24 protein-coding genes and 1 riboswitch are annotated in these 21,602 nt (G+C 66.7%); of the genes, 10 read left to right on the forward strand and 14 right to left on the reverse strand.

Going from position 1 to position 21,602, the window contains the following annotated elements:
- Positions 1-8 precede the first annotated feature (8 nt).
- Positions 9-929, forward strand: a complete 921-nt coding sequence (locus E5CHR_RS26605; RefSeq protein ID WP_162583917.1) for a phosphatidate cytidylyltransferase — start codon at positions 9-11, stop codon at positions 927-929.
- A 19-nt stretch (positions 930-948) separates the two neighbouring features.
- Here E5CHR_RS26605 and ruvA read toward each other — a convergent pair whose 3' ends face one another.
- Entirely contained in the window at positions 949-1,521 is a 573-nt protein-coding gene (ruvA, locus tag E5CHR_RS26610; RefSeq protein WP_162582712.1) for a Holliday junction branch migration protein RuvA, read from the reverse strand.
- A gap of 34 nt (positions 1,522-1,555) precedes the next feature.
- Between ruvA and E5CHR_RS26615 the strand changes: the two genes are divergently transcribed.
- Positions 1,556-2,503 carry a PhoH family protein gene (locus E5CHR_RS26615; RefSeq protein WP_162582714.1) on the forward strand — a complete coding sequence of 316 codons (948 nt, stop codon included), beginning with the start codon at positions 1,556-1,558 and terminating at the stop codon, positions 2,501-2,503.
- Positions 2,503-2,955: an rRNA maturation RNase YbeY gene (ybeY, locus tag E5CHR_RS26620; RefSeq protein ID WP_162582716.1), complete on the forward strand. Its 453-nt coding sequence runs from the start codon at positions 2,503-2,505 to the stop codon at positions 2,953-2,955. Before E5CHR_RS26615 ends, ybeY begins: the two co-directional genes overlap by 1 nt.
- On the opposite strand, the gene dtd is transcribed toward ybeY, so the two are convergent.
- Both dtd and E5CHR_RS26630 read right to left on the reverse strand, forming a co-directional pair.
- Positions 2,956-3,396, reverse strand: a complete 441-nt coding sequence (dtd, locus tag E5CHR_RS26625; protein WP_162582717.1) for a D-aminoacyl-tRNA deacylase — start codon at positions 3,394-3,396, stop codon at positions 2,956-2,958. It lies immediately after the preceding gene.
- Positions 3,393-4,301, reverse strand: a complete 909-nt coding sequence (locus E5CHR_RS26630; RefSeq protein ID WP_232062201.1) for a cation diffusion facilitator family transporter — start codon at positions 4,299-4,301, stop codon at positions 3,393-3,395. The genes dtd and E5CHR_RS26630 overlap by 4 nt, the downstream gene beginning before the upstream one ends.
- A gap of 155 nt (positions 4,302-4,456) precedes the next feature.
- Between E5CHR_RS26630 and E5CHR_RS26635 the strand changes: the two genes are divergently transcribed.
- Together E5CHR_RS26635 and E5CHR_RS26640 are read left to right on the forward strand one after the other, a co-directional pair.
- A complete protein-coding gene (locus E5CHR_RS26635) occupies positions 4,457-4,957 on the forward strand; it encodes a FecR family protein (RefSeq protein ID WP_174255750.1) in 501 nt (166 codons plus the stop codon).
- Positions 4,957-5,565 (forward strand): OmpA family protein, encoded by a 609-nt coding sequence (locus E5CHR_RS26640; RefSeq protein ID WP_162582719.1) that lies wholly within the window; start codon positions 4,957-4,959, stop codon positions 5,563-5,565. The genes E5CHR_RS26635 and E5CHR_RS26640 overlap by 1 nt, the downstream gene beginning before the upstream one ends.
- A gap of 12 nt (positions 5,566-5,577) precedes the next feature.
- Here the strand turns inward: E5CHR_RS26640 and tyrS are convergent, their stop codons facing one another.
- Positions 5,578-6,810 carry a tyrosine--tRNA ligase gene (gene tyrS / locus E5CHR_RS26645; protein ID WP_162582721.1) on the reverse strand — a complete coding sequence of 411 codons (1,233 nt, stop codon included), beginning with the start codon at positions 6,808-6,810 and terminating at the stop codon, positions 5,578-5,580.
- A gap of 159 nt (positions 6,811-6,969) precedes the next feature.
- Here tyrS and E5CHR_RS26650 point away from each other — a divergent pair, with 159 nt between their 5' ends.
- Together E5CHR_RS26650 and E5CHR_RS26655 are read left to right on the forward strand one after the other, a co-directional pair.
- Positions 6,970-8,319 (forward strand): M23 family metallopeptidase, encoded by a 1,350-nt coding sequence (locus tag E5CHR_RS26650; protein WP_162582724.1) that lies wholly within the window; start codon positions 6,970-6,972, stop codon positions 8,317-8,319.
- Positions 8,320-8,336: 17 nt separating this feature from the next.
- On the forward strand, positions 8,337-9,452 hold the full coding sequence (locus E5CHR_RS26655; protein ID WP_162582726.1) for an anhydro-N-acetylmuramic acid kinase: 1,116 nt from the start codon (positions 8,337-8,339) through the stop codon (positions 9,450-9,452).
- A gap of 7 nt (positions 9,453-9,459) precedes the next feature.
- Here E5CHR_RS26655 and mdtD read toward each other — a convergent pair whose 3' ends face one another.
- The 4 genes from mdtD to rplM form a co-directional block, all read right to left on the reverse strand.
- Positions 9,460-10,878, reverse strand: a complete 1,419-nt coding sequence (gene mdtD / locus E5CHR_RS26660) for a multidrug transporter subunit MdtD (RefSeq protein WP_162582728.1) — start codon at positions 10,876-10,878, stop codon at positions 9,460-9,462.
- A gap of 66 nt (positions 10,879-10,944) precedes the next feature.
- Positions 10,945-11,310: an iron-sulfur cluster insertion protein ErpA gene (erpA, locus tag E5CHR_RS26665; RefSeq protein WP_162582730.1), complete on the reverse strand. Its 366-nt coding sequence runs from the start codon at positions 11,308-11,310 to the stop codon at positions 10,945-10,947.
- Between the two features lie 131 nt (positions 11,311-11,441).
- Positions 11,442-11,834 (reverse strand): 30S ribosomal protein S9, encoded by a 393-nt coding sequence (gene rpsI, locus E5CHR_RS26670; RefSeq protein ID WP_162582732.1) that lies wholly within the window; start codon positions 11,832-11,834, stop codon positions 11,442-11,444.
- Positions 11,835-11,846: 12 nt separating this feature from the next.
- Positions 11,847-12,278 carry a 50S ribosomal protein L13 gene (gene rplM, locus E5CHR_RS26675; protein ID WP_028249522.1) on the reverse strand — a complete coding sequence of 144 codons (432 nt, stop codon included), beginning with the start codon at positions 12,276-12,278 and terminating at the stop codon, positions 11,847-11,849.
- Between the two features lie 183 nt (positions 12,279-12,461).
- On the opposite strand from rplM, the gene E5CHR_RS26680 reads away from it, so the two are divergent.
- A complete protein-coding gene (locus E5CHR_RS26680; protein ID WP_162582734.1) occupies positions 12,462-13,367 on the forward strand; it encodes a 23S rRNA (adenine(2030)-N(6))-methyltransferase RlmJ in 906 nt (301 codons plus the stop codon).
- Positions 13,368-13,377: 10 nt separating this feature from the next.
- On the opposite strand, the gene E5CHR_RS26685 is transcribed toward E5CHR_RS26680, so the two are convergent.
- The 4 genes from E5CHR_RS26685 to ahcY are packed head-to-tail and all read right to left on the reverse strand — an operon-like array spanning position 13,378 to position 17,140.
- Entirely contained in the window at positions 13,378-14,076 is a 699-nt protein-coding gene (locus tag E5CHR_RS26685) for a septal ring lytic transglycosylase RlpA family protein (protein WP_162582736.1), read from the reverse strand.
- Positions 14,073-14,906, reverse strand: a complete 834-nt coding sequence (metF, locus tag E5CHR_RS26690; RefSeq protein WP_162582738.1) for a methylenetetrahydrofolate reductase [NAD(P)H] — start codon at positions 14,904-14,906, stop codon at positions 14,073-14,075. The genes E5CHR_RS26685 and metF overlap by 4 nt, the downstream gene beginning before the upstream one ends.
- Positions 14,884-15,681 carry a TlyA family RNA methyltransferase gene (locus tag E5CHR_RS26695; protein WP_162582740.1) on the reverse strand — a complete coding sequence of 266 codons (798 nt, stop codon included), beginning with the start codon at positions 15,679-15,681 and terminating at the stop codon, positions 14,884-14,886. Before E5CHR_RS26695 ends, metF begins: the two co-directional genes overlap by 23 nt.
- 19 nt (positions 15,682-15,700) lie before the next feature.
- On the reverse strand, positions 15,701-17,140 hold the full coding sequence (gene ahcY / locus E5CHR_RS26700; protein ID WP_162582742.1) for an adenosylhomocysteinase: 1,440 nt from the start codon (positions 17,138-17,140) through the stop codon (positions 15,701-15,703).
- Between the two features lie 72 nt (positions 17,141-17,212).
- A riboswitch (S-adenosyl-L-homocysteine riboswitch) is annotated at positions 17,213-17,283 on the reverse strand.
- A 181-nt stretch (positions 17,284-17,464) separates the two neighbouring features.
- Here ahcY and E5CHR_RS26705 point away from each other — a divergent pair.
- Positions 17,465-19,093: a peptide chain release factor 3 gene (locus E5CHR_RS26705; protein WP_162582744.1), complete on the forward strand. Its 1,629-nt coding sequence runs from the start codon at positions 17,465-17,467 to the stop codon at positions 19,091-19,093.
- An 85-nt stretch (positions 19,094-19,178) separates the two neighbouring features.
- Positions 19,179-19,970, forward strand: a complete 792-nt coding sequence (locus tag E5CHR_RS26710; protein ID WP_162582746.1) for an HAD-IIB family hydrolase — start codon at positions 19,179-19,181, stop codon at positions 19,968-19,970.
- A gap of 47 nt (positions 19,971-20,017) precedes the next feature.
- Here E5CHR_RS26710 and trxC read toward each other — a convergent pair whose 3' ends face one another.
- Both trxC and E5CHR_RS26720 read right to left on the reverse strand, forming a co-directional pair.
- The gene (gene trxC, locus E5CHR_RS26715; protein WP_162582748.1) at positions 20,018-20,455 is read right to left on the reverse strand and encodes a thioredoxin TrxC; all 438 of its coding nucleotides are present in this window, start codon (positions 20,453-20,455) and stop codon (positions 20,018-20,020) included.
- Positions 20,456-20,545: 90 nt separating this feature from the next.
- A complete protein-coding gene (locus E5CHR_RS26720) occupies positions 20,546-21,502 on the reverse strand; it encodes a tripartite tricarboxylate transporter substrate binding protein (protein ID WP_162582750.1) in 957 nt (318 codons plus the stop codon).
- Between the last annotated feature and the right edge of the window lie 100 nt (positions 21,503-21,602).

Here is a 21,602-nt window from a genome sequence, read left to right on the forward strand (position 1 = left end):
CCACCTGGATGCTGTTCGGCGGCGTCGCCGCCGTCCTGATCCTCGCCTCGGCCGTCGGCGCGCTGCTCAAGTGGCGCGTCGCGCAAGGCCAGCCCCATGCCGTGATCGACAACCTCAACGCGCGCGTGAACGCGTGGTGGGTGATGGTCGCGGTGATCGGCCTGGCCTTTGCGCTCGGCAAGGGCGGCGTCATCGTCCTGTTCCACCTGATCTCCTTCTACGCGCTGCGCGAGTTCATGAGCCTGGCCTACACGCGCCGCGGCGACCATCATGCAATCGCGGTGGCGTTCTTCGTCGCGCTGCCGGTGCAGTACTTCCTGATCTGGATCGAGTGGTACGGGCTCTATGCCATCTTCATTCCGGTCTACGCCTTCCTCGTGCTGCCCATCCTCGCCGCGGTCGGGGGCGACACCAAGCGCTTCCTGGAGCGCACGTCCAAGGTGCAGTGGGGGCTGATGGTGTGCGTGTTCTGCATCAGCCATGTGCCGGCACTGCTGACGCTGCCGATCCCCGGATTCGAGGGCCGAAACCTGCTCCTCATCGCCTTCCTCGTGATCGTGGTGCAGGGCAGCGACGTGCTGCAGTACGTATGGGGCAAACTCTTGGGCAGGCGCAAGGTGGCGCCCGAACTCTCGCCTTCCAAGACCTGGGAAGGCCTGGTCGGCGGCGTTGCCAGCGCGACTGCGCTGGGCGCGGCCCTCTACTGGGCCACGCCCTTCAACCCATGGCAGGCGGCGCTGATGGCGCTCACCATCTGCATGATGGGATTCTTCGGCGGCCTCGTGATGTCGGCCATCAAGCGGGACCGCGGCGTCAAGGACTGGGGCACCATGATCGAGGGCCACGGCGGCATGCTGGACCGGCTCGACTCGGTGATCTTCGCGGCGCCGATCTACTTTCATGCGCTGCGGTATGGGTGGACACCTTGAGGGCCGGCAAGTCTTAGTGTTACTTTGCAAGCGCCTTCAGCGCGAGCTTGATCCCTTCCCCCACCCCCACGTCCTTCGGCAGCGCCTTGAGCGCCGCCGCTGCCTCCCGATCGCTGTAGCCCAGCGCGAGCAGCGCCTGCAGGATGTCGGCCTGCGCATCGGTGGCTGCATGCGCGGGTGCACCGATGTCGGCACCGAGCTTGCCCTTGAGCTCCAGCAGCAAACGCTCGGCCGTCTTCTTGCCGATACCGGGGATCTTCACCAGCCGCCCTGCCTCCTGCAGCGTGACGGCCTGCGACAGCTCCCCCACGCTCATGCCGCTCAGCAAGCCCAGTGCCGTGCGAGGCCCGACGCCGGAAATCTTGATCAGCTGGCGGAAGGCAGCGCGCTCCTCTGCGGAGCCGAAGCCGTAGAGGATCTGCGCGTCCTCGCGGACCACGAAGTGCGTCAGCAACGAAACGCGCTCGCCTGCCGAGGGCAGGTTGTAGAAGGTGCTCATCGGCACGTCGACTTCGTAGCCCACGCCGTTGCAGTCCACCACCACCTGTGGCGGGTTGCGCTCGGCCAGGATGCCGGTGAGTTTGCCTATCATGGGTGCCCTTCTCGCTTTTGAAAATGAAATCCGCGTGATTCTGCGACACACCTTCGCCCCGCCCAACAACACCCGCCTGAGCCACCTCTGCGGGCCCCTGGACGCGCACCTGCGGCGCATCGAAGAGGCGCTGGACGTCAAGGTTGCGCACCGGCACGAGCAGTTCAAGGTCGAAGGCCACAAGGAAAATGCGCAGCGCGCGATGGACGTCCTGCAGGCGCTCTATGAAATTGCGCAGCGCCCGATCGATGCTGCGGTGGTGCAGCTCACGCTCGCGGGCGACAGCACGCTGGGCGAGGCCGAGGATGGCGCGGTCAAGCTCGCCACGCGGCGTACCGACCTGCGCGCGCGCACGCCCAACCAGAGCGTCTATCTGCACAACATCGCCGAGCACGACATCACGCTGGGGATCGGCCCGGCCGGTACCGGCAAGACCTACCTGGCCGTGGCCAGCGCCGTCGATGCGCTGGAACGCAGCGCGGTGCAGCGCATCGTGCTCACGCGACCGGCCGTGGAGGCCGGCGAGCGGCTCGGCTTCCTGCCGGGCGACCTGACGCAGAAGGTCGATCCCTACTTGCGTCCGCTGTACGACGCGCTCTACGACCTGATGGGCTTCGACCGCGTGCAGAAGGCGTTCGAGCGCAACGCGCTGGAGATTGCGCCGCTGGCCTTCATGCGCGGGCGCACGCTCAACAATGCCTTCGTGATCCTCGACGAGGCCCAGAACACCACGCCCGAGCAGATGAAGATGTTCCTCACGCGCATCGGCTTCGGCGCCAAGGCGGTGGTCACCGGCGACGTCAGCCAGATCGACCTGCCCAAGGCCCAGCTGAGCGGCCTCATCGATGCCGAGCGTGTGCTCAGGCGGGTCAACGGCATCGCCATCACGCATTTCACCAGTGCGGACGTGGTGCGGCATCCACTCGTGGCTCGCATCATCGACGCCTACGACGGCGCGCGAAAGCGCGCAGGCACGCGCTGATGGCGCTGGCCGGCTTGTCGCTGTCGCTCCAGTTCGCGCGCTTTCGCGAGGTGGCGCGCCATCGCGCCGCGCTGCCGCGGCACCGTGTCGCGCGCTGGATCCGGCATGCCCTCGAGGCCGATGGCGAGATCACGGTGCGCATCGTCGATGCCGAGGAAGGCCAGCAGCTCAACCGAGAGTTCCGCGGCAAGGACTACGCGACGAACGTGCTGACCTTCGACTACGCGCAGCGACCGGTTGTCCTGGCCGACCTGGTGCTGTGCGCGCCGGTCGTCGCGCGCGAGGCGAAGGATCAGCGCAAGACCCTCGCCGCGCACTACGCGCACCTGCTGGTGCACGGCACGCTGCACGCGCAGGGCTGGGACCACGAGACCGGCGAGGCTGACGCCCAGGCGATGGAGGCGCGCGAGATCGAGATCCTTGCGCGCCTCGGGATCAAGAATCCCTATTGACTATGCAATCTGCAGCGGGATGGTGACTGGTCCGTCGTTCACCAGCCGCACCTGCATGTCCGCGCCGAATTCCCCGGTGGCGACCACCGGATGCGCCGCCCGCGCCTGGGCGACGAAATACGTGTAGAGCCGCCGCCCCTCGTCAGGCGGCGCAGCCTGGGTGAAGCTGGGCCGGTTGCCGCCACTGGCATCGGCCGCCAGCGTGAACTGGCTGACCACCAGCAGTCCGCCGCCCGTGTCCTGCACGCTGCGGTTCATCTTGCCGGCCTCGTCCGAAAAGATGCGCAGCCTGAGGATCTTCGCCAGCATCCTGTCCGCCTGCGCCTCGCCATCGCCGCGTTCGGCGCACAGCAGCACCAGCAGGCCGGGCCCCACGGCGCCGACGGTGCGGCCCGCGATGTCGACGCGCGCCTCGGCCACGCGCTGCAGCAATGCCTTCACAGGGGGGTCTCCTCGATCTGCGTGGCGCGGGCCTCCATGCCCAGCGGCAGCAGCTGGATGGTCACGCGCAGCCCGGGCACGGCATCCATCAGGGCCTGCTCGACCGCGTCGCGCAGGTCCGCGGCGCGCTGCAGCGGCCATTCGCCGGGTACATGCATGTGCAGGTCGGCGAAGCGGCGCTGGCCGGCGCGGCGGGTGGCGATGTCGTCGAAACGCAGTTCCCGGCCTTCGGGCACGCTGGCAGCAAAATGCTCCAGCGCGGCATGCAGCTGCGCCTGCGACTCGGGGTCGAGCGCCTCGTCCATCAGGCCCTGCGAGGAGCGCCAGACCAGCTTCACACCCTCGCGCGCGATGTTGAGCGCCACGCCGATCGCGAGCAGGGGGTCGAGCCAGAGCCACCCCGTCAGTCCGACCGCGACGATGCCGACCAGCACCCCGGCCGAGGTCCATACGTCCGCCACGAGGTGCTTCGCATCCGCTTCGAGCGCTATGGAGCGGTGGGTGCGCGCCGCGCGGAACAGCGCGAAGGCCAACGCCGCATTCAGCGCGGAGCTGAGCACCGACAGCACCAGGCCCCAGCCCAATTGCTGCAACGGCTCGGGCGAGAGCAGGCGGACGATGGCCGCCCACACGATGGCCGCGGCCGCCGCGATGATCAGGACGCCTTCGAAGCCGGAGGAGAAATACTCGGCCTTGTGATGGCCGTACGGATGGTCCGCATCGGCCGGGCGCGCCGCGATCGTGACCATCGCCAGCGCGAACATCGCGCTGGCCAGGTTCACGAAGGACTCCATGGCGTCGGAGATCAGCCCCATGGAATTGGTCAGCCAGCCGGCCGCGCCCTTCAGCACAATGGTGGCCAGCGCGACCGCGATCGAGATGCGCAGCAGCAGCTTCGGGCTCAACGCCCCGGACAATGAAGAGGGAACCAGGAACGACAAGAAGCAATCAGACAGGCGCCGCAGCGGGACGCCAATTATGAGGTTCTGAGGTTCGGTTCGTACGCGCCGCGCGCTCGCGTACCATCTTCTGGCCAATCGAGAATTTCTTGCTGTACAAAATGAATGACAAATGCCTTGCCACGATGCTGTGTGGCCTTCTCTTGTTCAGCGCCGGTGCGCTCGCACAGACCACGCCAGCATCCTCCGCAGGGCCTGGCGTACCGTCCGCCGCCGCCGAGCACGCCGGCATCCTCAAGTCCGTGCGCGGCAAGGTTCTGCTGCTGGGCGCCGACGGCAGTGCACGGCCGGCCCAGGCCGGCGATCCCATCGCACCGATCGATCGTCTCCAGACGGATGCCGACTCTGCCGCCAGCCTGGTGCTGCGCGACGGCACGACGCTGGTCGTCGGGCCCTCGTCGAGGCTCGATCTCAAGCAGTTCCATTTTGATTCGACGACGCGCGATGGCGGCCTGCTGGTGTCGCTGCTGCGCGGCTCGCTGCGCATGGTCACCGGGCTGATCGGCAAGACCCAGCCCGATGCAGTGCGCGTGGAGACCCAGACCGCCACGATCGGCATCCGCGGCACGGATTTCATCGTGGAGGCGGACGCCGCGCAGTGATGGTGCAGCCCCGCCCCGCCGTTCTCGCCGCCGCACTGTCGGCCGCGCTGCTCGCAGCCTGCGCTGCGCCATTCACCACGCGCGTGATCCTGCTGCCACAGGCAGACGGCTCGGCCTCGGCCGTCGTCGTGCGTGCCAACAATGACGACGAACGGACGCTGTCCCAGCCTTATCAGCGTGCGACCGCCAGGAACCGCGGCGCGCCGGTGATCGACCAGGTCGATTCGGCCCGCCTGCAGACCGAGCACAAGGCGCTCTTCGAAATGATGCCGGAGCCGGTGCTGAACTACACCGTGTACTTCGATGTCGGCGGCCTGGTCCTCACCGGCTCTTCGCAGATCGCGATGAACGACGCTCTCAAGGCGGCGCTCGCGCGCAGCGGCGGCGAGATCGTGGTGACGGGGCACACCGACACGCTCGGCTCCTCGGCGCGCAACGACGAACTGTCGCGGCGCCGGGCCGAGCAGGTCAGGCAAGTGTTCCTGGCGCAAGGCTTCCCCGCCCATCGGATCGAGGTGGTGGGCCGCGGCGAGCGCGACCTGGCGATCCGGACGGCCGACGAGGTCGAAGAGCCGCGCAACCGTCGAGTCACCATCGACGTCCGCTAGGAACCGCAGCCGTCAGCTGAGCGTGACGCGCGCGAACTTCCGCTTGCCGACCTGCACGACGTAAGTACCAGGGGCCAGCTTGAGCCCCTTGTCGACGACCACGCCGGAGTCCACCCGCACCCCGCCGCCGTCGATCAAGCGGTTGCCCTCCGAAGTCGACGGCGCCAGGCCCGTCTGCTTGAGCAGTTGCGCAATGCCCAACGGGGCGCCCGAAAGCGAAACCTCTGGAATCTCGTCCGGCACGCCGCCCTTGCTGCGGTTGATGAAGTCCTGCTCCGCCGCTTCCGCCGCAGCAGTGCTGTGGAAGCGGGCGGTGATCTCCTTGGCCAGCGCGACCTTTGCATCCTTCGGGTTGCGGCCGCCATCGACTTCGGCCTTCAACGCCGCAATTTCTGCCAGCGAGCGGAAGGACAGCAGCGTGTACCAGCGCCACATGAGCTCGTCCGAGATCGACAGCACCTTGGCGAACATGGTGTTGGCGTCCTCGCTGATGCCGATGTAGTTGTTCTTGCTTTTCGACATCTTCTCGATGCCGTCCAGCCCCTCGAGCAACGGCATCGTGAGGATGCACTGCGGCTCCTGGCCGTATTCCTGCTGCAGATGGCGGCCGACCAGCAGGTTGAATTTCTGGTCAGTGCCGCCCAGCTCGAGGTCGGATTTGAGCGCCACAGAGTCGTAACCCTGCATCAGCGGGTAGAGGAATTCATGCACCGAAATCGACTGCCCGGCCTTGAAGCGCTTGCTGAAGTCGTCGCGCTCCATCATGCGCGCGACCGTGTACTTCGCTGCCAGCTGGATCATTCCGCGTGCGCCCAACGGGTCACTCCACTCGGAGTTGTAACGAATCTCGGTCTTCGAGGGGTCCAGCACCAGGCTGGCCTGGCGGTAGTAGGTCTGCGCGTTGGCCTCGATCTGCTCGCGCGAAAGTGGAGGGCGGGTGCTGTTGCGGCCCGAAGGGTCGCCGATGGTGGTCGTGAAGTCACCGATCAGGAAGATCACCGTATGGCCCAGATCCTGCAACTGGCGCATCTTGTTGAGCACCACGGTGTGTCCGATGTGGATGTCTGGCGCCGTCGGATCGAGCCCGAGCTTGATGCGCAAGGGGCGGCCGGTGGACTCCGAGCGTTCGAGCTTCTTTACCCACTCGTCCTGAGGCAAGAGTTCATCGGTGCCACGAAGTGAAACTTCGAGGGCTCGTCCTACACCTTCTGACAGACTTGTGGTTGTAACAAAACCCGGTTTCATGGCTATTTGCGGCAGTTTTTCGTATGTCCGAAGCTATACTTGCCCCGACTTTTTCAAGCGCCGGATTCTAAGCGGCGCTTTTTCCGCTCCGCCCTGCCGCCCGTCTGACACGGCTTCTCGCAGCGCGGATTTGCAGAACCTGAGCTGGAATTCGTAGTTTTGATCAACGGCATCTTGGCCGCCGAAGAAGCGCTTGCTTCCCGGCTGGCTCACACATTCCGGACATACCCCCGGCAGATCACGGCGGCCATTGCTGCCCTGCTGCTGTCCGCCGGCGGCGGTGCCTTCGCTGTCGCTTCGCTCGGTCCTGATGCGTCCGAACTGCCCGTGAAGCAGGTGTTCGAGACGGTCAAGCCGCTGGCTTTCGAGAACCAGCTGGAAGCGCTCGATACCCACGGCTTCACCCTCTTTCGCACGGAGATCACCCGCTCGAGCGACACCGCCGAGGCGCTGCTGCGGCGCCTGGGCATTGCGGACGATGCGGCGGCGGCCTTCGTGCGCGGCAATCCCGAGGCGCGCGTGGCACTGCTCGGCCGCGCGGGCCGCACTGTGACGGCCGAAGCCAGCCAAGACAACACGTTGCAGAAGCTCAGCGCCCGCTGGATGCCTGACGGCGACGGCGGCTTCAAGCGCCTGGTGATCGAAAAAGTCGGCGGTGGCTTTCACGCCCGTACCGAAACCGATGCCTTGACCCCGGGCACCCGGCTCGCCAGCGGCATCGTCCGCAGCTCTCTTTTCGCGGCGACCGACGATGCGCGCATTCCCGATTCCGTCGCGAGCCAGCTGGCGGACATCTTCTCCGGCGACGTCGACTTCCGTTCGCTGCGCAAGGGCGACCGTTTCGCGGTCGTCTACGAGACCTTCGACGCCGATGGCCAAACGCTGCGCAGCGGCCGCGTGCTGTCCGCAGAGTTCGAGACCAACGGCAAGCTCCACCAGGCGCTGTGGTTTCAGGAACCCGGCCAGAAGGGCGCTTACTACCGTCCCAATGGCGACAGCTTGCGCCGCGCATACCTGAACTTTCCGGTCGAGTTCACGCGCGTATCGAGCGGTTTCGCAAGCCGCATGCACCCCATCCTCAACACCTGGCGCCAGCACAATGGCGTCGACTACGCGGCCCCGACCGGCACGGCGGTGCGCACCGTCGGCGACGGAACCGTGGAGTTCGCAGGTACGCAGAGCGGGTACGGCAACATCGTGATCGTGAACCACCGAAACAACCAGCAGACGGCCTATGCGCACCTCAGCCGCATCGACGTGAAGGCCGGCCAGACCCTGACTCAGGGCCAGACGTTGGGCGCCGTCGGCTCGACCGGCTGGGCGACCGGCCCGCACCTGCACTTCGAGTTCCGGATCAACGGCGAGTACCACGATCCCACGACCATCGCCCAGCAGGACAGCGGGGCGCCAATCTCGCCGGCTGCGCGACCTTCGTTCGACCGTTTGGCAGTCGCGACCCGCACCGAACTGGCCGCAGCGTTCTCCGTTGTCCAGGCCAGCGCCGACTGAGCGCTCGCCCCTCCGGCATGGCTGAAGAGCTCTTCATCGGCCTGATGTCCGGCACCTCGCTCGACGGCGTCGACGGTGTCCTGGCCGACTTCTCCGGGGGGCGCATCGCAGTGCGGGCCCACGCAGTGGCGAGCTTTCCGGTTTCGCTGCGCGCCGAGCTGTTGGCGCTCAACTCCCTCGGCGGCGACAACGAGTTGCATCGCGCGGCCTTGGCTGGAAACGGTCTTGCACGGGTCTATGCCGAGGTGGTCGAGCAGTTGCTCGCCGACACCGGCACCGCGCCCGTGGCCGTGGCCGCCATCGGCGCGCACGGGCAAACCGTGCGGCACCGGCCCGGCGAATTCGATGATCTCGGCTATACCCTGCAGATCAACAACCCCTCGCTGCTTGCGGAGCTCACTGGCATCTGCGTCGTGGCCGACTTCCGCAGCCGTGACCTCGCGGCCGGGGGCCAGGGCGCGCCGCTGGTGCCTGGTTTCCACCGGGCGCTGTTCGCGCGCGACGAGGAGGCGGTGGCGGTACTCAATATCGGGGGCATTTCCAATCTGAGTCTGCTGCCGGCCGGCAGCGGAACGGTCCTGGGCTTCGACTGCGGCCCCGGCAACGCACTCCTCGACCACTGGTGCCAGAGTCACATCGGCCAGCCTTTTGATACTGGCGGACGCTGGGCGGCAACGGGTCGCGTGCTGCCCGAGCTGCTCTCAAGGTGCCTGACGGACGCCTACTTCACCAAACCACCGCCCAAGAGCACCGGCCGCGACCTGTTCAACCCGACTTGGCTGGCCGCCTGCCTGGCGGGCGCTGAAGCGCAACCGGCTGATGTGCAGGCCACGCTGGCCGAACTGACGGCGCAGGTGTGCGCCACCGAGCTGCAGCGCCATGGCAAGGACATCCGCCTGCTGGTCATCTGCGGCGGCGGTGCGCTCAACGAGCACCTGATGGGCCGCTTGCGAGCCCTGCTGCCTGCGGTGCAGGTGCTCTCCTCTGCCGAGCTCGGCCTGCCGCCCCAGCAGGTCGAAGCGGCCGCCTTTGCATGGCTGGCGCGCAGCACGATGCGCCGGGAACCCGGTAACCTCGCGAGCGTCACGGGCGCGCGCGGGGCCCGTGTGCTGGGCGCGATCTACCCCGCTTGAATTGCCATTAGTGCTGGCCCGAGACCTCGGGCTGCTCGGGTTGGACTGCCCTTGCGTGCGGCGGCAGATGCCAGAAAATCAAGGCCGAGGCCACGGTGATGAGCCCCATGCTCGCAAAGGTCGCCTGGAAAGCATGCAGCGTGGCCAGTGCATCGAGGCTGCCAAATACATCGGTGTACCCTGCCAACACTGCGCTGGCACCCGCGACACCCAGGCTCATCGCCAGCATCTGCACCATCGACAGGAGGCTGTTGCCGCTGCTCGCCATTCCTTCGCTGAGGTCGCGCAAGGTCACTGTGTTCATCGCCGTGAACTGCAGCGAATTGACGGCACCGAAAGCCAGCAGTTGCAAGACGTGCATTGCGAGCGGCTGCGTCGGCGCTGCCAGGCCGAAGCTGGCCATGGTGAGCCCGACCAGCGCGGTATTGACCACCAGCACGCGGCGATAGCCAAAGCGGGTGATCAGCGGCGCAGCGGCCCGCTTCATCGCCATGCCGGCGAGCGCGATCGGCAGCATCATCAGCCCGGCCCTGAGCGGTGTGTAGCCCATCGACACCTGCAGCAGCAGGGGAACCAGGAAGGGCATGCAACTGCTGCCCAGGCGCGAGAACAGGTTACCCAGCAGGCCGATGCCGAGTGTCGGAATGCCGAAGAGCGAAGGGTCGAAGAGGGGGTCCGGCCGGCGAAGCGCATGCAGCCAGTAGGCAGTGATGCTGGCAAAGCCGAACACAAGCAGCAGCAGCACGCCAGCCTGGCGCAGGCCCAGTCCTGAAACACCATCGAGTGCCAGCGAGACGGCGACCATGCCGAAGGCTAGCATGGCGTAGCCTGCGCCGTCGAAAGGCCGCTGCTGCACCGCCCGCAGGTCCGGCATCAGCCTGAGTGTGGCGAGGCAGCCCGCCAGGCCGACGGGCACGTTGATCAAGAAGATCCAGTGCCAGGAGGCGTACTGCACCAGCCAACCGCCGAGCGTGGGGCCCAGGAGTGGCCCGATCAGCCCCGGAATCGCGACAAAACTCATGGCGGCCAGGAACTCCGCGCGCGGCACCGTGCGCAGCAGCGCCAGCCGCCCTACCGGCAGCAGAAGCGCGCCGCCGAGCCCCTGCAGCACCCGGGCAGCCACCAGCGGGCCGATGCTGCGCGACAACGCGCAGGCCACCGAGCCGAGCACGAAGAGCACGATGGCCGAGAAGAATACGCGCCGGGTTCCGAAGCGGTCGGCGATCCAGCCGGAGGCCGGGATCAGCATCGCCATGGTCAGCGAATAAGCCACGACCACCGACTGCATCCTCAGCGGGCTCTCGCCCAGGCTCGCGGCCATGGCCGGCAGCGCGGTGTTGATGATGGTGGCGTCCAGCGTCTGCATGAAGAAGCCGACGGCGACCAACCACAGCAGACTCGTGCGCGTGGAAACGGAGTTGCTCATGGGGAGAACGACGCGCAGCAAAAAGCCGCCCGAAGGCGGCTTTTTGCTTGCGCAGCTAACAATGCATCAGGCCGAGAAGCTGGACCCGCAGCCGCAAGTGCTGGTGGCGTTCGGGTTCTTGATCACGAACTGGGCTCCTTGCAGGTCTTCCTTGTAGTCGATCTCGGCGCCGACAAGGTATTGGTAGCTCATGGCATCGATCAACAGCGACACGCCATTCTTGGTCATCGTCGTGTCGTCCTCGTTCACGATCTCGTCGAAGGTGAAGCCGTACTGGAAGCCCGAGCAGCCACCGCCTTGGACGAAGACGCGCAGCTTGAGATCGGGGTTGCCCTCCTCGGCGATCAGGTCGGCCACCTTGGCGGCCGCGCTGTCGGTGAAGATGATCGGCTCGGGCATCTGGGTTTGAATATTTTCAGCAACGGCGCTCATAACTGGAGAACTCCTGTGGAGGGGCCGAACGGGGCGGCCAACCGAAGAATGCTACTGCAATAACCAAAAAGCCGCCCGAAGGCGGCTTTTTGGCAGTACGGGCCATAAGCCCAAGGCAATCGGCGGACCGATCAGCGCTTCGAGAACTGCTTGCGGCGGCGTGCGGAATGCAGACCGACCTTCTTGCGCTCCACCTCGCGGGCGTCGCGAGTCACGAAACCGGCCTGGCTCAACACCGGCTTCAGCGAGGCGTCATAGTCGATCAGCGCACGGGTGATGCCGTGGCGCGTGGCGCCCGCCTGGCCCGATTCGCCGCCACCCGCCACATTGACCATGATGTCGAAGCTTTCGACGTTGTCGGTCAGGAAAAGCGGTTGCTTGGCAATCATGATCGAGGTTTCGCGGCCGAAGAACTCAGTGATGTCCTTGCCGTTGACCGTGATCTTGCCGGAGCCTTTTTTCAGAAACACGCGGGCGACGCTCGATTTGCGACGGCCGGTGCCATTGTTCCATTCACCAATCATTCTCAAGGCTCCTTAGAGTTCCAGCACTTTGGGCTGTTGGGCGGTGTGCGGATGCTCTGCACCGCCGTACACCTTGAGTTTCTTGATCATGGCGTAACCGAGCGGACCCTTGGGCAGCATGCCCTTGACCGCCTTTTCCAGGGCGCGGCCGGGATGCTTGGCTTGCATGTCGCGGAAGTTGGTGGCCGTGATGCCGCCGGGGTAGCCCGAATGGCGGTAGTAGACCTTGTCAAGCGGCTTGGCGCCGGTGACACGCAGCTGGGCTGCGTTGATGATGACGATGAAGTCACCGGTATCGACGTGAGGCGTGTAAATGGCCTTGTGTTTGCCGCGTAGACGGAGAGCAACTTCGCTGGCTACTCGTCCGAGGACCTTGTCGGTCGCGTCAATCACAAACCACTCGTGCGTCACGTCAGCGGGCTTGGCGCTGAACGTTTTGGTCATGAGTTTTCCTTGAAGGGAAAGTGGTTTGGCGGGCCCTTTTCCACGGTCGGCGTTCCTCTGTCGGGAATCTCTTAGGTGGGGTCATGCTCCGCCGCGGGGCCACAAAACGCTGCGAAGCCCACGATTATACAAAGATTGGTCCGCAGCGGGCCCTGGAAGACCCAGGGCAGTTACCATGCCTCCATGTTCAGCTACCGCCACGCCTTCCATGCCGGCAATCACGCCGACGTGCTCAAGCACACGGTGCTGATCGCTGCGCTCGAGCACCTGGTCGAGAAGGACACCCCGCTCACGGTGGTAGACACGCACGCTGGCGCCGGGCTGTACCGCCTTGACGGCGACTACGCCGGCACCAGCGGCGAGGCCGCTGAAGGGGTGCTGCGGCTGCTCTCGGACACAGCCAAGCCCAAGCCCGACGAGGCGCCGCTCGCCGATGCCCTGGCGCGCTATCTTGCAGTCATACGAGCTTTCAATCCAAAGGGCGGCGCGCGCATCTACCCGGGCTCGCCCTTCATCGTCCATCACCTGCTGCGCGAGCACGACAAGCTCAAGCTCTTCGAACTGCATCCCACCGACGCGCGCACTCTAGGTGCCAACATCGCCCAGCTCGAGGCCGGCCGCCAGATCGCGGTGCTGCGCGACGACGGGTTCGGCAGCGCCACCAAGTTCCTGCCGCCACCTTCGCGTCGGGCGCTGGTGCTCTGCGATCCCAGCTACGAGATCAAGAGCGACTACGCACGGGTGCTTGACTTCATCGCCGAGGCGCTCAAGCGCTTCGCGACGGGCACCTATGCGATCTGGCACCCGATCATTCCACGGCCCGAGGCGCACGATCTGCCGCGCCGGCTCAAGACGCTGGCCACCAGGGCCGGCAAGCCCTGGCTGCACGCCACCTTGACCGTCAAGTCGAGCAAGATCCTGACCGACGCCTCCGGCGTCCAGCACCGTCCGGGGCTGCCCGCGAGCGGCATGTTCCTCATCAACCCGCCTTTTACGCTGAAGGCCCAGCTCGAAGCCGCCCTGCCCCAGATGGCGCAGCGGCTCGCGCAGGACCGCCACGCTGCCTTCTCGCTCGACAGCGGCGGCTGAGCCGCGATCTTCAGCGCCGCAAGCGCGGCGGCACCTCTCGGATCCGTCGTCGGGACGACGGGTTCGCGGCGGGCTTCGCTGCCTTGGCTTCCGGCGGCGGCGCATCGCTCGCGACGGGATCGATTTCCGTATCACCGCAACGCGTGCTGTTCTTGTCGATGATCGACAAAGCCACCTGCTTGATCCCCAGCCCGAGCATGTCCAGTGCATCCGCCGCAGCGCGGCTGAGGTCGATGATGCGGCCGGCCGAATAGGGCCCGCGGTCGTTGATACGAACCAGCACCTCGCGGCCGTTGACCAGGCTGCGCACGCAGACGCGGGTGTTGAAGGGCAGCGTCCGGTGGGCCGCGGTCATGGCCGTCATGTCGAAGCGCTCGCCGTTGGCGGTCTTGCGCTGATGAAACTGGATGCCGTACCAGGAGGCGCCGCCGCGCTCGAAGATCTCGCGCGGCCCTGTGTCTCCAGGCACGCCGTCGTCCTCGGCCGCGCCCGACACCGCAAGGTCGTAGCGCACCGAAGGCACCTGGGAGCGCGGCGGTGCACCGGGCGGCAGCGCAGGCTGGCGGGCCAAAGGGCGCAGGCCGGTGCCGCTTTCGCCGTTCGAAGAGGTCGGCGCGGGAGGCGGCGCGGGCTGCTGCGTGGTGCAAGCGGCCAGCGCAGCGGCCGCCAGGACCAGCGCAATTCCTTTTGCGAGCCGCAGCCCGCTCATCCTTTCCAGCCCAGCCGCTCCAGCAACGCGAGCGTCGCCGCCGACTGGTTCATGGTGTAGAAGTGCATGGCCGGCGCGCCGCCGCTCGCCAGCCGCGCGCACAGCTCGGTCACCACGTCGAGGCCGAAGGCCTTGATCGAGGCGGTGTCGTCGCCGAAGCCCTGCAGCCGCAGCCGGATCCAGCGGGGGATCTCGGCGCCGCAGGCATCGGAGAAGCGCATCAGCTGGGTGGAGCTGGTGATCGGCATGATGCCCGGGACGATCGGGGTATCGAGTCCGAGCTTGCGCGCCTCTTCGACGAACCTGAAATACGCCTCCGGACTGAAGAAGTACTGCGTGATCGCGGCGTCGGCCCCCGCGCGCACCTTCGCGGCGAAGGCCTGCAGGTCGGCCTCGGGCGAGCGCGCTTGCGGATGCACTTCGGGATAGCACGCGACCTCGATACGGAAATCGCGGCCGGTCTCCTCGCGAATGAAGCCGACCAGGTCGCTCGCATAGTGGAATTCGCCCCCCATGCCGTAGCCGCTGGGCAGGTCCCCGCGCAGCGCCACCAGGCGCTTGACGCCCATGGCCTTGAGCTCTTTCAGCTGCTCGCGCACGGTCGTGCGAGTGGCGCCGATACAGGAGAAATGGCAGGCGGCGTCGACCCCCTCGCCGAGGATCTCGCGCACCGTGCCGAAGGTGCCCTCGTGCGTCGAACCGCCAGCCCCATAGGTCACCGAGCAGAATTCGGGTCGCTGTACATAGAGCTGCTGGCGCACCGCGCGCAGCTTGACCGCACCTTCGGGCGTCTTGGGCGGAAAGAATTCAAAGCTCAACGGAAGGCGCACGGCCGGCTCCTGGTGGGCCGCTCGCAAAAGCGGCATGAATGAAGAATTCGCGGTTGCCGTCACCACCTGCGATCGGACTGTCGAACCAGCCCCGCACTTGCAGGCCGAGCGCATCGCAGGCCGCGCGCAGGCGCTGCTCGACCACCGGATAGAGCGAGGCATCGCGCACGATACCGCCCTTGCCGACCTGGCCTGGCTGCAATTCGAATTGAGGCTTGACCAGCATCAGGAGTTCGCCTGTCGCGGCGAGCAGAGGAACCAGGGCAGGCAGCACAAGCGTGAGCGAGATGAAGGACAAATCGCCGACGATCAGGTCGAACTGCGGCGCCGCCGGCGCTGCCGCGTCCCAGGCCGAGGCATCGAGCACGCGCGCATTCACGCCCTCGACCGCGGTGACGCGCGCATCTTCGCGCAGCCGCGGATGCAGCTGGCCGTGCCCGACGTCTACGCCCACCACGTGCGCAGCCCCTTGCTGCAGCAGGCAGTCGGTGAAGCCGCCGGTCGACTGGCCGACGTCGAGGCAGCGCCTACCGCGCACCTCGATGCCGGCCGCGGCCAGCGCTCCCTCGAGCTTGAGCCCGCCTCGCGAGACATAACGCGCTTCGGCGGGGTCGAGCAGCTCGAGCTCCGCATCCTTCGGCAGGTCCTCGCCGTTCTTGCCCACCGTGCGCCAGCACGCACCGTCCCGCCAACGCAGGCCCCCTGCGATCAAGCGCGCGGCCTGCGAACGGGAAGCAGCCAGGCCGCGTTCGACGAGCAACTGATCGGCGCGCACGGTATTGCGCGGCCTCCGCTCAATAGCGGTAGCTGTCCGGCTTGTAGGGACCGTTCTTGTTCACGCCGATGTACGCGGCCTGCGCGTCCGTCAGCACGGTGAGTTCGGCCCTGAGCTTTGACAGCTGCAGCCGCGCGACCTTCTCGTCCAGGTGCTTGGGCAGGACGTAGACCTTCCCGGCCTGGTAGGCGTCGGGCTTGGTGAAGAGCTCGATCTGCGCGATCGTCTGGTTGGCGAAGGAAGAGCTCATCACATAGCTCGGATGCCCGGTGCCGCAGCCCAGGTTCACCAGCCGGCCCTTGGCCAGCAGGATGATGCGCTTGCCGTCCGGGAAGATCACATGGTCGACCTGCGGCTTGATCTCTTCCCACTCGTACTTCTCGAGCGAGGCGACCTCGATCTCGTTGTCGAAGTGGCCGATGTTGCAGACGATCGCCTGGTCCTTCATCGCCACCATGTGGGCGTGCGTGATGACGTCCTTGTTGCCGGTAGTCGTGACGAAGATGTCCGCCTTGTCGGCGGCATATTCCATGGTGACGACGCGGTAGCCTTCCATCGCTGCCTGCAGCGCGTTGATGGGGTCGATCTCGGTCACCCACACCTGGGCGCTGAGCGCGCGCAGCGCCTGGGCCGAGCCCTTGCCAACGTCGCCGTAGCCTGCCACCACCGCCACCTTGCCGGCGATCATCACGTCGGTCGCGCGCTTGATGCCGTCCACCAGCGACTCGCGGCAACCGTAGAGGTTGTCGAACTTGCTCTTGGTTACCGAGTCGTTCACGTTGATGGCGCGGAACAGCAGCGTGCCCTTGGCGGCCATTTCGTTGAGGCGGTGCACGCCGGTGGTGGTCTCCTCGGTCACGCCGATGATCTCGGCCGACTTGCGGGTGTACCAGGTGGGGTCGACGGCCAGCTTGGCCTTGATCGCGGCGTAAAGGATGCGCTCCTCGTCGCTGGTCGGGTTCGCCAGCACGCCCTGGTCCTTCTCGGCCTTCTGGCCCAGGTGCATCAGCAGCGTGGCGTCGCCGCCGTCGTCGAGGATCATGTTCGGGCCTTCGCCGGCAGCGCCTTTCTGGCCGAAGTCGAAGATGCGATGGGTGTAGTCCCAGTAATCCTCCAGCGACTCTCCCTTGACCGCGAAGACCGGCGTGCCGGCGGCAGCGATCGCGGCGGCCGCGTGATCCTGCGTCGAGAAGATGTTGCAAGACGCCCAGCGCACGGTCGCACCCAGCGCCTGCAGCGTCTCGATCAGCACCGCGGTCTGGATCGTCATGTGCAGCGAGCCGGTGATGCGTGCACCCTTCAGCGGCTGGCTCTTGGCGAATTCTTCGCGGATGGCCATCAGGCCGGGCATTTCGGTTTCGGCGATCTTGATTTCCTTGCGGCCCCAGGCGGCAAGGGACAGGTCGGCGATCGCCTGGTCGGCAGTGGACACCGGGGAAGCTTTGAGAACGGCGCTCATGAGGACTCCAAACAAGTTTGAGTGAGGCCGCTGCTTTCGGGGTCCTGGCGGAACGGGCTCACCCGCGAGAACAGCGGTTGAGCGTGGTTGCGATGTGTGGTCCGAGCCTCACGCCTGGCGGCGCTGCAACGCTCCTCGGAAGGCGGCATTTTAGCGCCAGCCTGTCTGCTTGCAGTTCGCCTTGAACTGCATCCCCAAAATCCGTGCCCACAATCAAAGCCTTTCGAAGCGGCGCCCTCCTGGCCCCTGATGTGAACCGCTCTCGCTAAAATCATGGGCTTTGCCGACCAGCCGCGCCCGTGAGCGTGCACCGCGTTCACCCCCATGTCCTTCGCCTCCGAAACCCGTCGCCGCCGCACTTTCGCGATCATTTCCCACCCGGACGCGGGCAAGACCACGCTGACCGAGAAGCTGCTGCTGTTCTCCGGCGCGATCCAGATCGCCGGCTCGGTGAAGGCGCGCAAGGCCTCGCGCCATGCCACCTCCGACTGGATGGAGATCGAGAAGCAGCGCGGCATCTCGGTGGCCTCGTCGGTCATGCAGATGATGTACCGCGACCACGTGATCAACCTGCTGGACACGCCCGGCCACAAGGACTTCTCGGAGGACACCTACCGCGTGCTGACCGCGGTCGACTCGGCCCTGATGGTGATCGACGCGGCCAACGGCGTGGAGGCGCAGACGCGCCGGCTGATCGAGGTCTGCCGCCAGCGCGACACGCCCATCATCACCTTCGTCAACAAGATGGACCGCGAGGTGCGCGAGCCGCTCGACATCCTCGACGAGGTGGAGCGCGAACTCGGCATGCCCTGCGTGCCGATGACCTGGCCCGTGGGCCAGGGCAAGACCTTTCGCGGCATCATGAACCTGCGCACGCAGGCCATGACGGTGTTCGAGTCCGGCAGCGAACGACTGCCGCAAGACTTCGAGACGCTTGCGCTGACCGAGCGCGACACGCTGACCCGGCGCTTCGGCACCGATTTCGAGAGCGCCATGGAAAGCATGGAGCTCGCCACGGGCGCCTCGCCGAGTTGGGACCGCGAGGCCTTCCTGGCAGGCAAGCAGACGCCCGTGTTCTTTGGCTCCGGCGTGAACAACTTCGGCGTGATGGAAGTACTCGAGGCGCTGGTCGACCTCGCGCCTTCGCCGCGTTCGCGCACCAGCACCACCATGGTCAACCGCCAGCCCGTGGTGAAAGAGATCCAGCCCGAGGACAAGGACTTCGCCGGCGTGGTGTTCAAGGTGCAGGCCAACATGGACGCCAACCACCGTGACCGCATCGCCTTCGTGCGCATGGCCTCGGGCAAGTACACGCCCGGCATGAAGCTCAAGGTGCAGCGCACATCGAAGGAACTGCGCCCGACCAGCGTCGTGACTTTCATGAGCCAGCGCCGCGAGGCCGTCGAGGAGGCCTACGCCGGCGACATCGTGGGCTTCACGACGCATGGCGGCGTGCAGCTGGGCGACACGATCACCGACGGTGCAAGCCTGCAGTTCACCGGCCTGCCCTTCTTCGCGCCCGAGCTGTTCATGACCGTGATCCTGAAGAATCCGCTGCGGACCAAACAGCTGCAGCAGGGCCTGGCGCAGCTCGGCGAGGAAGGCGCGATCCAGGTGTTCCGGCCCGAAGTGGGCGGGCCGATGCTGCTGGGCGCGGTCGGACAGCTGCAGTTCGAGGTGGTGCAGCACCGCCTGAAGACCGAGTACGACGCGGACGTGCGGCTGGAAGGCTGCCAGTACACCGGTGCGCGCTGGATCACGGCCGACACGCCGGCCGAGCTGCGCGCCTTCACCGACGCGTACCCGGCGCGCATGGCGCGCGACGCGGCCGACACGCTCGCCTACCTGTGCACCTCGCCCTATGACGTGCGGCTGGCGCAGGAGCGTTTTCCCAAGATCCACTTCCATCCGCTGCGAGAGCACGCGGGCCTGGCCCTGCAGAGCGCAGGCTGATGACGCCCCCACGCTCTGCACGGACGTGTCGACGCTGCCCTCAAAGGGGGCGCAGCCGCCCTTGGGGCGGCCCTGGTCACGGCTGATGCTGCCGCTCGACGCCTGGCCAGCTGAGGCGCGCGCACAGCTCGTCGGCGTGTTCACCGACATCGACGACACGCTCACCACCGAAGGCGCGATCACCCCAGATGCGCTTCGCGCCATGGGCGCGCTGCGGGCCGCCGGGCTGAACCTGGTGGCCATCACCGGCCGGCCGGTCGGTTGGAGCGAGCCCTTCGCGAGCCTTTGGCCCGTCGATGCGATCGTCGCGGAGAACGGCGCCGTTGCGCTGGTGCGCACCGCTACAGGCCGCGTCGAGAAGCGCTACCAGCAGGACGCCGCGACGCGGGCACGCAACTTCGAGCGCATGCAGGCCGTGCTCCGGCACATCGAGCAGGAGATCCCCGGTGCCCGACGTGCCGCCGACTCCGCCGGCCGCGAATGCGACATCGCCGTCGACCACAGCGAATTCACCGCGCTCGACGACGCCACCATTGCGCAGGTCGCCGGGCTGATGCGCAGCGAAGGCATGCACGCCACCGTGAGCAGCATCCACATCAACGGCTGGTACGGCGAGCACAACAAGCTGGAAGGCGCCCGCTGGATCGTGCGCCAGCTCTGGGGCCGTCCGCTGGAGGATGAGATGAAGCGCTGGGCCTACGTGGGCGACTCCACGAATGACGCGCTGATGTTCGAGCATTTCGCCCACAGCGTGGGCGTCGCCAATGTGCGGCGCTTCGAGACCGCGCTGTCGCACCTGCCGCGCTACGTGGCGCCCAGCGAGCGCGGGTCGGGCTTTGCCGAGGTCGCGGCGGCCATCCTTGAGGCACGCGGCTGAAGGCGCCTTCGCGGCTGGCAGCTTGACGGGCGCCGGCCGGCAAGGACTCAGCCCAGGTGCGCGCGAGCCCACCGAACGATATCCGCCGGCCCCATGGCGCCGGCCTGACGCGCGATCTCACGGCCCCCGCGGAACAGGGCCAGCGTCGGGATGCTGCGAATGTTGAAGCGCGCGGCAAGCGCGGGTACCGCCTCGGTGTCGACCTTGGCCAGCCGCACCTGCGGCTCGAGCTGCGCCGCAGCCTGCTCGAAGCCGGGCGCCATCTGCCGGCAGGGGCCGCACCAAGGCGCCCAGAAATCCACCAGGACCGGGATTTCGTTGCGGCCGACGTGGCGCTCGAAAGCAGCCTGGTCGAACGCAGTCGAATGCCCAGTGAAGAGCGGGCGGTGGCAGCTGCCGCAGTCCGGCGCGCTGGCCAGTTGCTCCTGGCGCACGCGGTTGGTGGTGTGGCAATGCGGGCAGACGACGTGCAGTGATTCGTTCATCGGAGACTCCGGCGCAGTCATCCCTCGGAACTGGGGTCGGCCATGGCGAATGCAAGCCGGGGCTGCTTCGGCCCCGGTCCGCACCAGTGCCTACTGCGGCTTGGCCAGGCCCAGCTTCTCGATTAGCGCCTTCTCGCGCGCAAAGGTGGTCTGGGCAAATTTCGTGTAGTCGGCCGAGCTCATGTAGTTGGGCAGCATGTCGTAGCGGCCCAGCGCGGCGACGTAGCTGGGCTCTTCCATCGCCTGCTTGAAGGCATCGTGCAGCTTCTTCACGACCTCCGGCGACGTGCCCTTGGGAGCACCGATGCCGAAGGGCGAGTTCTGCACGATGTCCAGGCCCAGTTCCTTGAGCGTGGGCGCGTCGGGGAACTTGGCCAGCCGCTTCTCGCCCCAGGTATTGAGCACGCGCAGCTTGCCCGCTTCCACCTGCGGCGCGAAGCCCGTGCTGTCTGCGGCCGCCATCAGCTGGCCGCTGATCACCGCGAGCATCAGGTCGGCGCTGCCCTTGTAGGGCACATGCTGCAGCTCGATGCCGGCCTTCTGCGCGATCAGCTCGGTGGTGAGGTGCGGGCTCGTGAGCGTGCCGGTGGAACCATAGGTGAGCTTCCCGGGATTCGCCTTGGCATAGTCGACGAAGTCCTTCCAGCTCTTGAGCGGACTGTTGGCCGGCACCACGATCCCGAAGGCATAGCCGGTGACATTGATCACGTAGCTGATGTCCTTCACCGGGTCCCAGTTGATCTTGGTCGTGTAGGGCAGCCGGAACACACCCAGGGGGATCTGCGCGATGGTGTAGCCGTCGGGCTGGGCCGTCTGCAGCGCCTGCGCGGGCAGCGTGCCGCCGGCGCCCGGCTTGTTCTCCACCACGATGGGCTGGCCGATGATCCTGGAGGCGTTGTCGGCCAGCTGTCGCATCGTGATGTCGGTGGGGCCGCCGGCCGGGAAGGCGATGACCAGCTTGATCGGCCTGGCGGGAAAGCTCTGCGCTTGCGCGCCCGCAGCGGCCAGGCCGAGCAACGCGGCGCACAGGAGGGAACGACGGAACATGTGGGGCTCCAGAACAGGAAGGCCGCCATTTGGCCGCGCCGCGTGCTTCAGGGCAATCGGGGCTGACCCCCGGGCCTGTCGCGCGGGCGTCAGCCGGACT

Origin of the sequence: Variovorax sp. PBS-H4 (genome assembly GCF_901827205.1) — a bacterium.
Classification (GTDB): domain Bacteria; phylum Pseudomonadota; class Gammaproteobacteria; order Burkholderiales; family Burkholderiaceae_C; genus Variovorax.

Coding starts and splice junctions, on each gene's coding strand:
- rplM (WP_028249522.1), bottom strand. CDS start 12,278: ATGACCAAAACGTTCAGCGCCAAGCCCGCTGACGTGACGCACGAGTGG.
- ybeY (WP_162582716.1), top strand. CDS start 2,503: ATGGCGCTGGCCGGCTTGTCGCTGTCGCTCCAGTTCGCGCGCTTTCGC.
- E5CHR_RS26640 (WP_162582719.1), top strand. CDS start 4,957: ATGGTGCAGCCCCGCCCCGCCGTTCTCGCCGCCGCACTGTCGGCCGCG.
- E5CHR_RS26680 (WP_162582734.1), top strand. CDS start 12,462: ATGTTCAGCTACCGCCACGCCTTCCATGCCGGCAATCACGCCGACGTG.
- E5CHR_RS26635 (WP_174255750.1), top strand. CDS start 4,457: ATGAATGACAAATGCCTTGCCACGATGCTGTGTGGCCTTCTCTTGTTC.
- tyrS (WP_162582721.1), bottom strand. CDS start 6,810: ATGAAACCGGGTTTTGTTACAACCACAAGTCTGTCAGAAGGTGTAGGA.
- trxC (WP_162582748.1), bottom strand. CDS start 20,455: ATGAACGAATCACTGCACGTCGTCTGCCCGCATTGCCACACCACCAAC.
- E5CHR_RS26655 (WP_162582726.1), top strand. CDS start 8,337: ATGGCTGAAGAGCTCTTCATCGGCCTGATGTCCGGCACCTCGCTCGAC.
- E5CHR_RS26605 (WP_162583917.1), top strand. CDS start 9: ATGCTGTTCGGCGGCGTCGCCGCCGTCCTGATCCTCGCCTCGGCCGTC.
- E5CHR_RS26710 (WP_162582746.1), top strand. CDS start 19,179: ATGCTGCCGCTCGACGCCTGGCCAGCTGAGGCGCGCGCACAGCTCGTC.
- E5CHR_RS26705 (WP_162582744.1), top strand. CDS start 17,465: ATGTCCTTCGCCTCCGAAACCCGTCGCCGCCGCACTTTCGCGATCATT.
- ahcY (WP_162582742.1), bottom strand. CDS start 17,140: ATGAGCGCCGTTCTCAAAGCTTCCCCGGTGTCCACTGCCGACCAGGCG.
- erpA (WP_162582730.1), bottom strand. CDS start 11,310: ATGAGCGCCGTTGCTGAAAATATTCAAACCCAGATGCCCGAGCCGATC.
- mdtD (WP_162582728.1), bottom strand. CDS start 10,878: ATGAGCAACTCCGTTTCCACGCGCACGAGTCTGCTGTGGTTGGTCGCC.
- rpsI (WP_162582732.1), bottom strand. CDS start 11,834: ATGATTGGTGAATGGAACAATGGCACCGGCCGTCGCAAATCGAGCGTC.
- E5CHR_RS26720 (WP_162582750.1), bottom strand. CDS start 21,502: ATGTTCCGTCGTTCCCTCCTGTGCGCCGCGTTGCTCGGCCTGGCCGCT.
- E5CHR_RS26685 (WP_162582736.1), bottom strand. CDS start 14,076: ATGAGCGGGCTGCGGCTCGCAAAAGGAATTGCGCTGGTCCTGGCGGCC.
- ruvA (WP_162582712.1), bottom strand. CDS start 1,521: ATGATAGGCAAACTCACCGGCATCCTGGCCGAGCGCAACCCGCCACAG.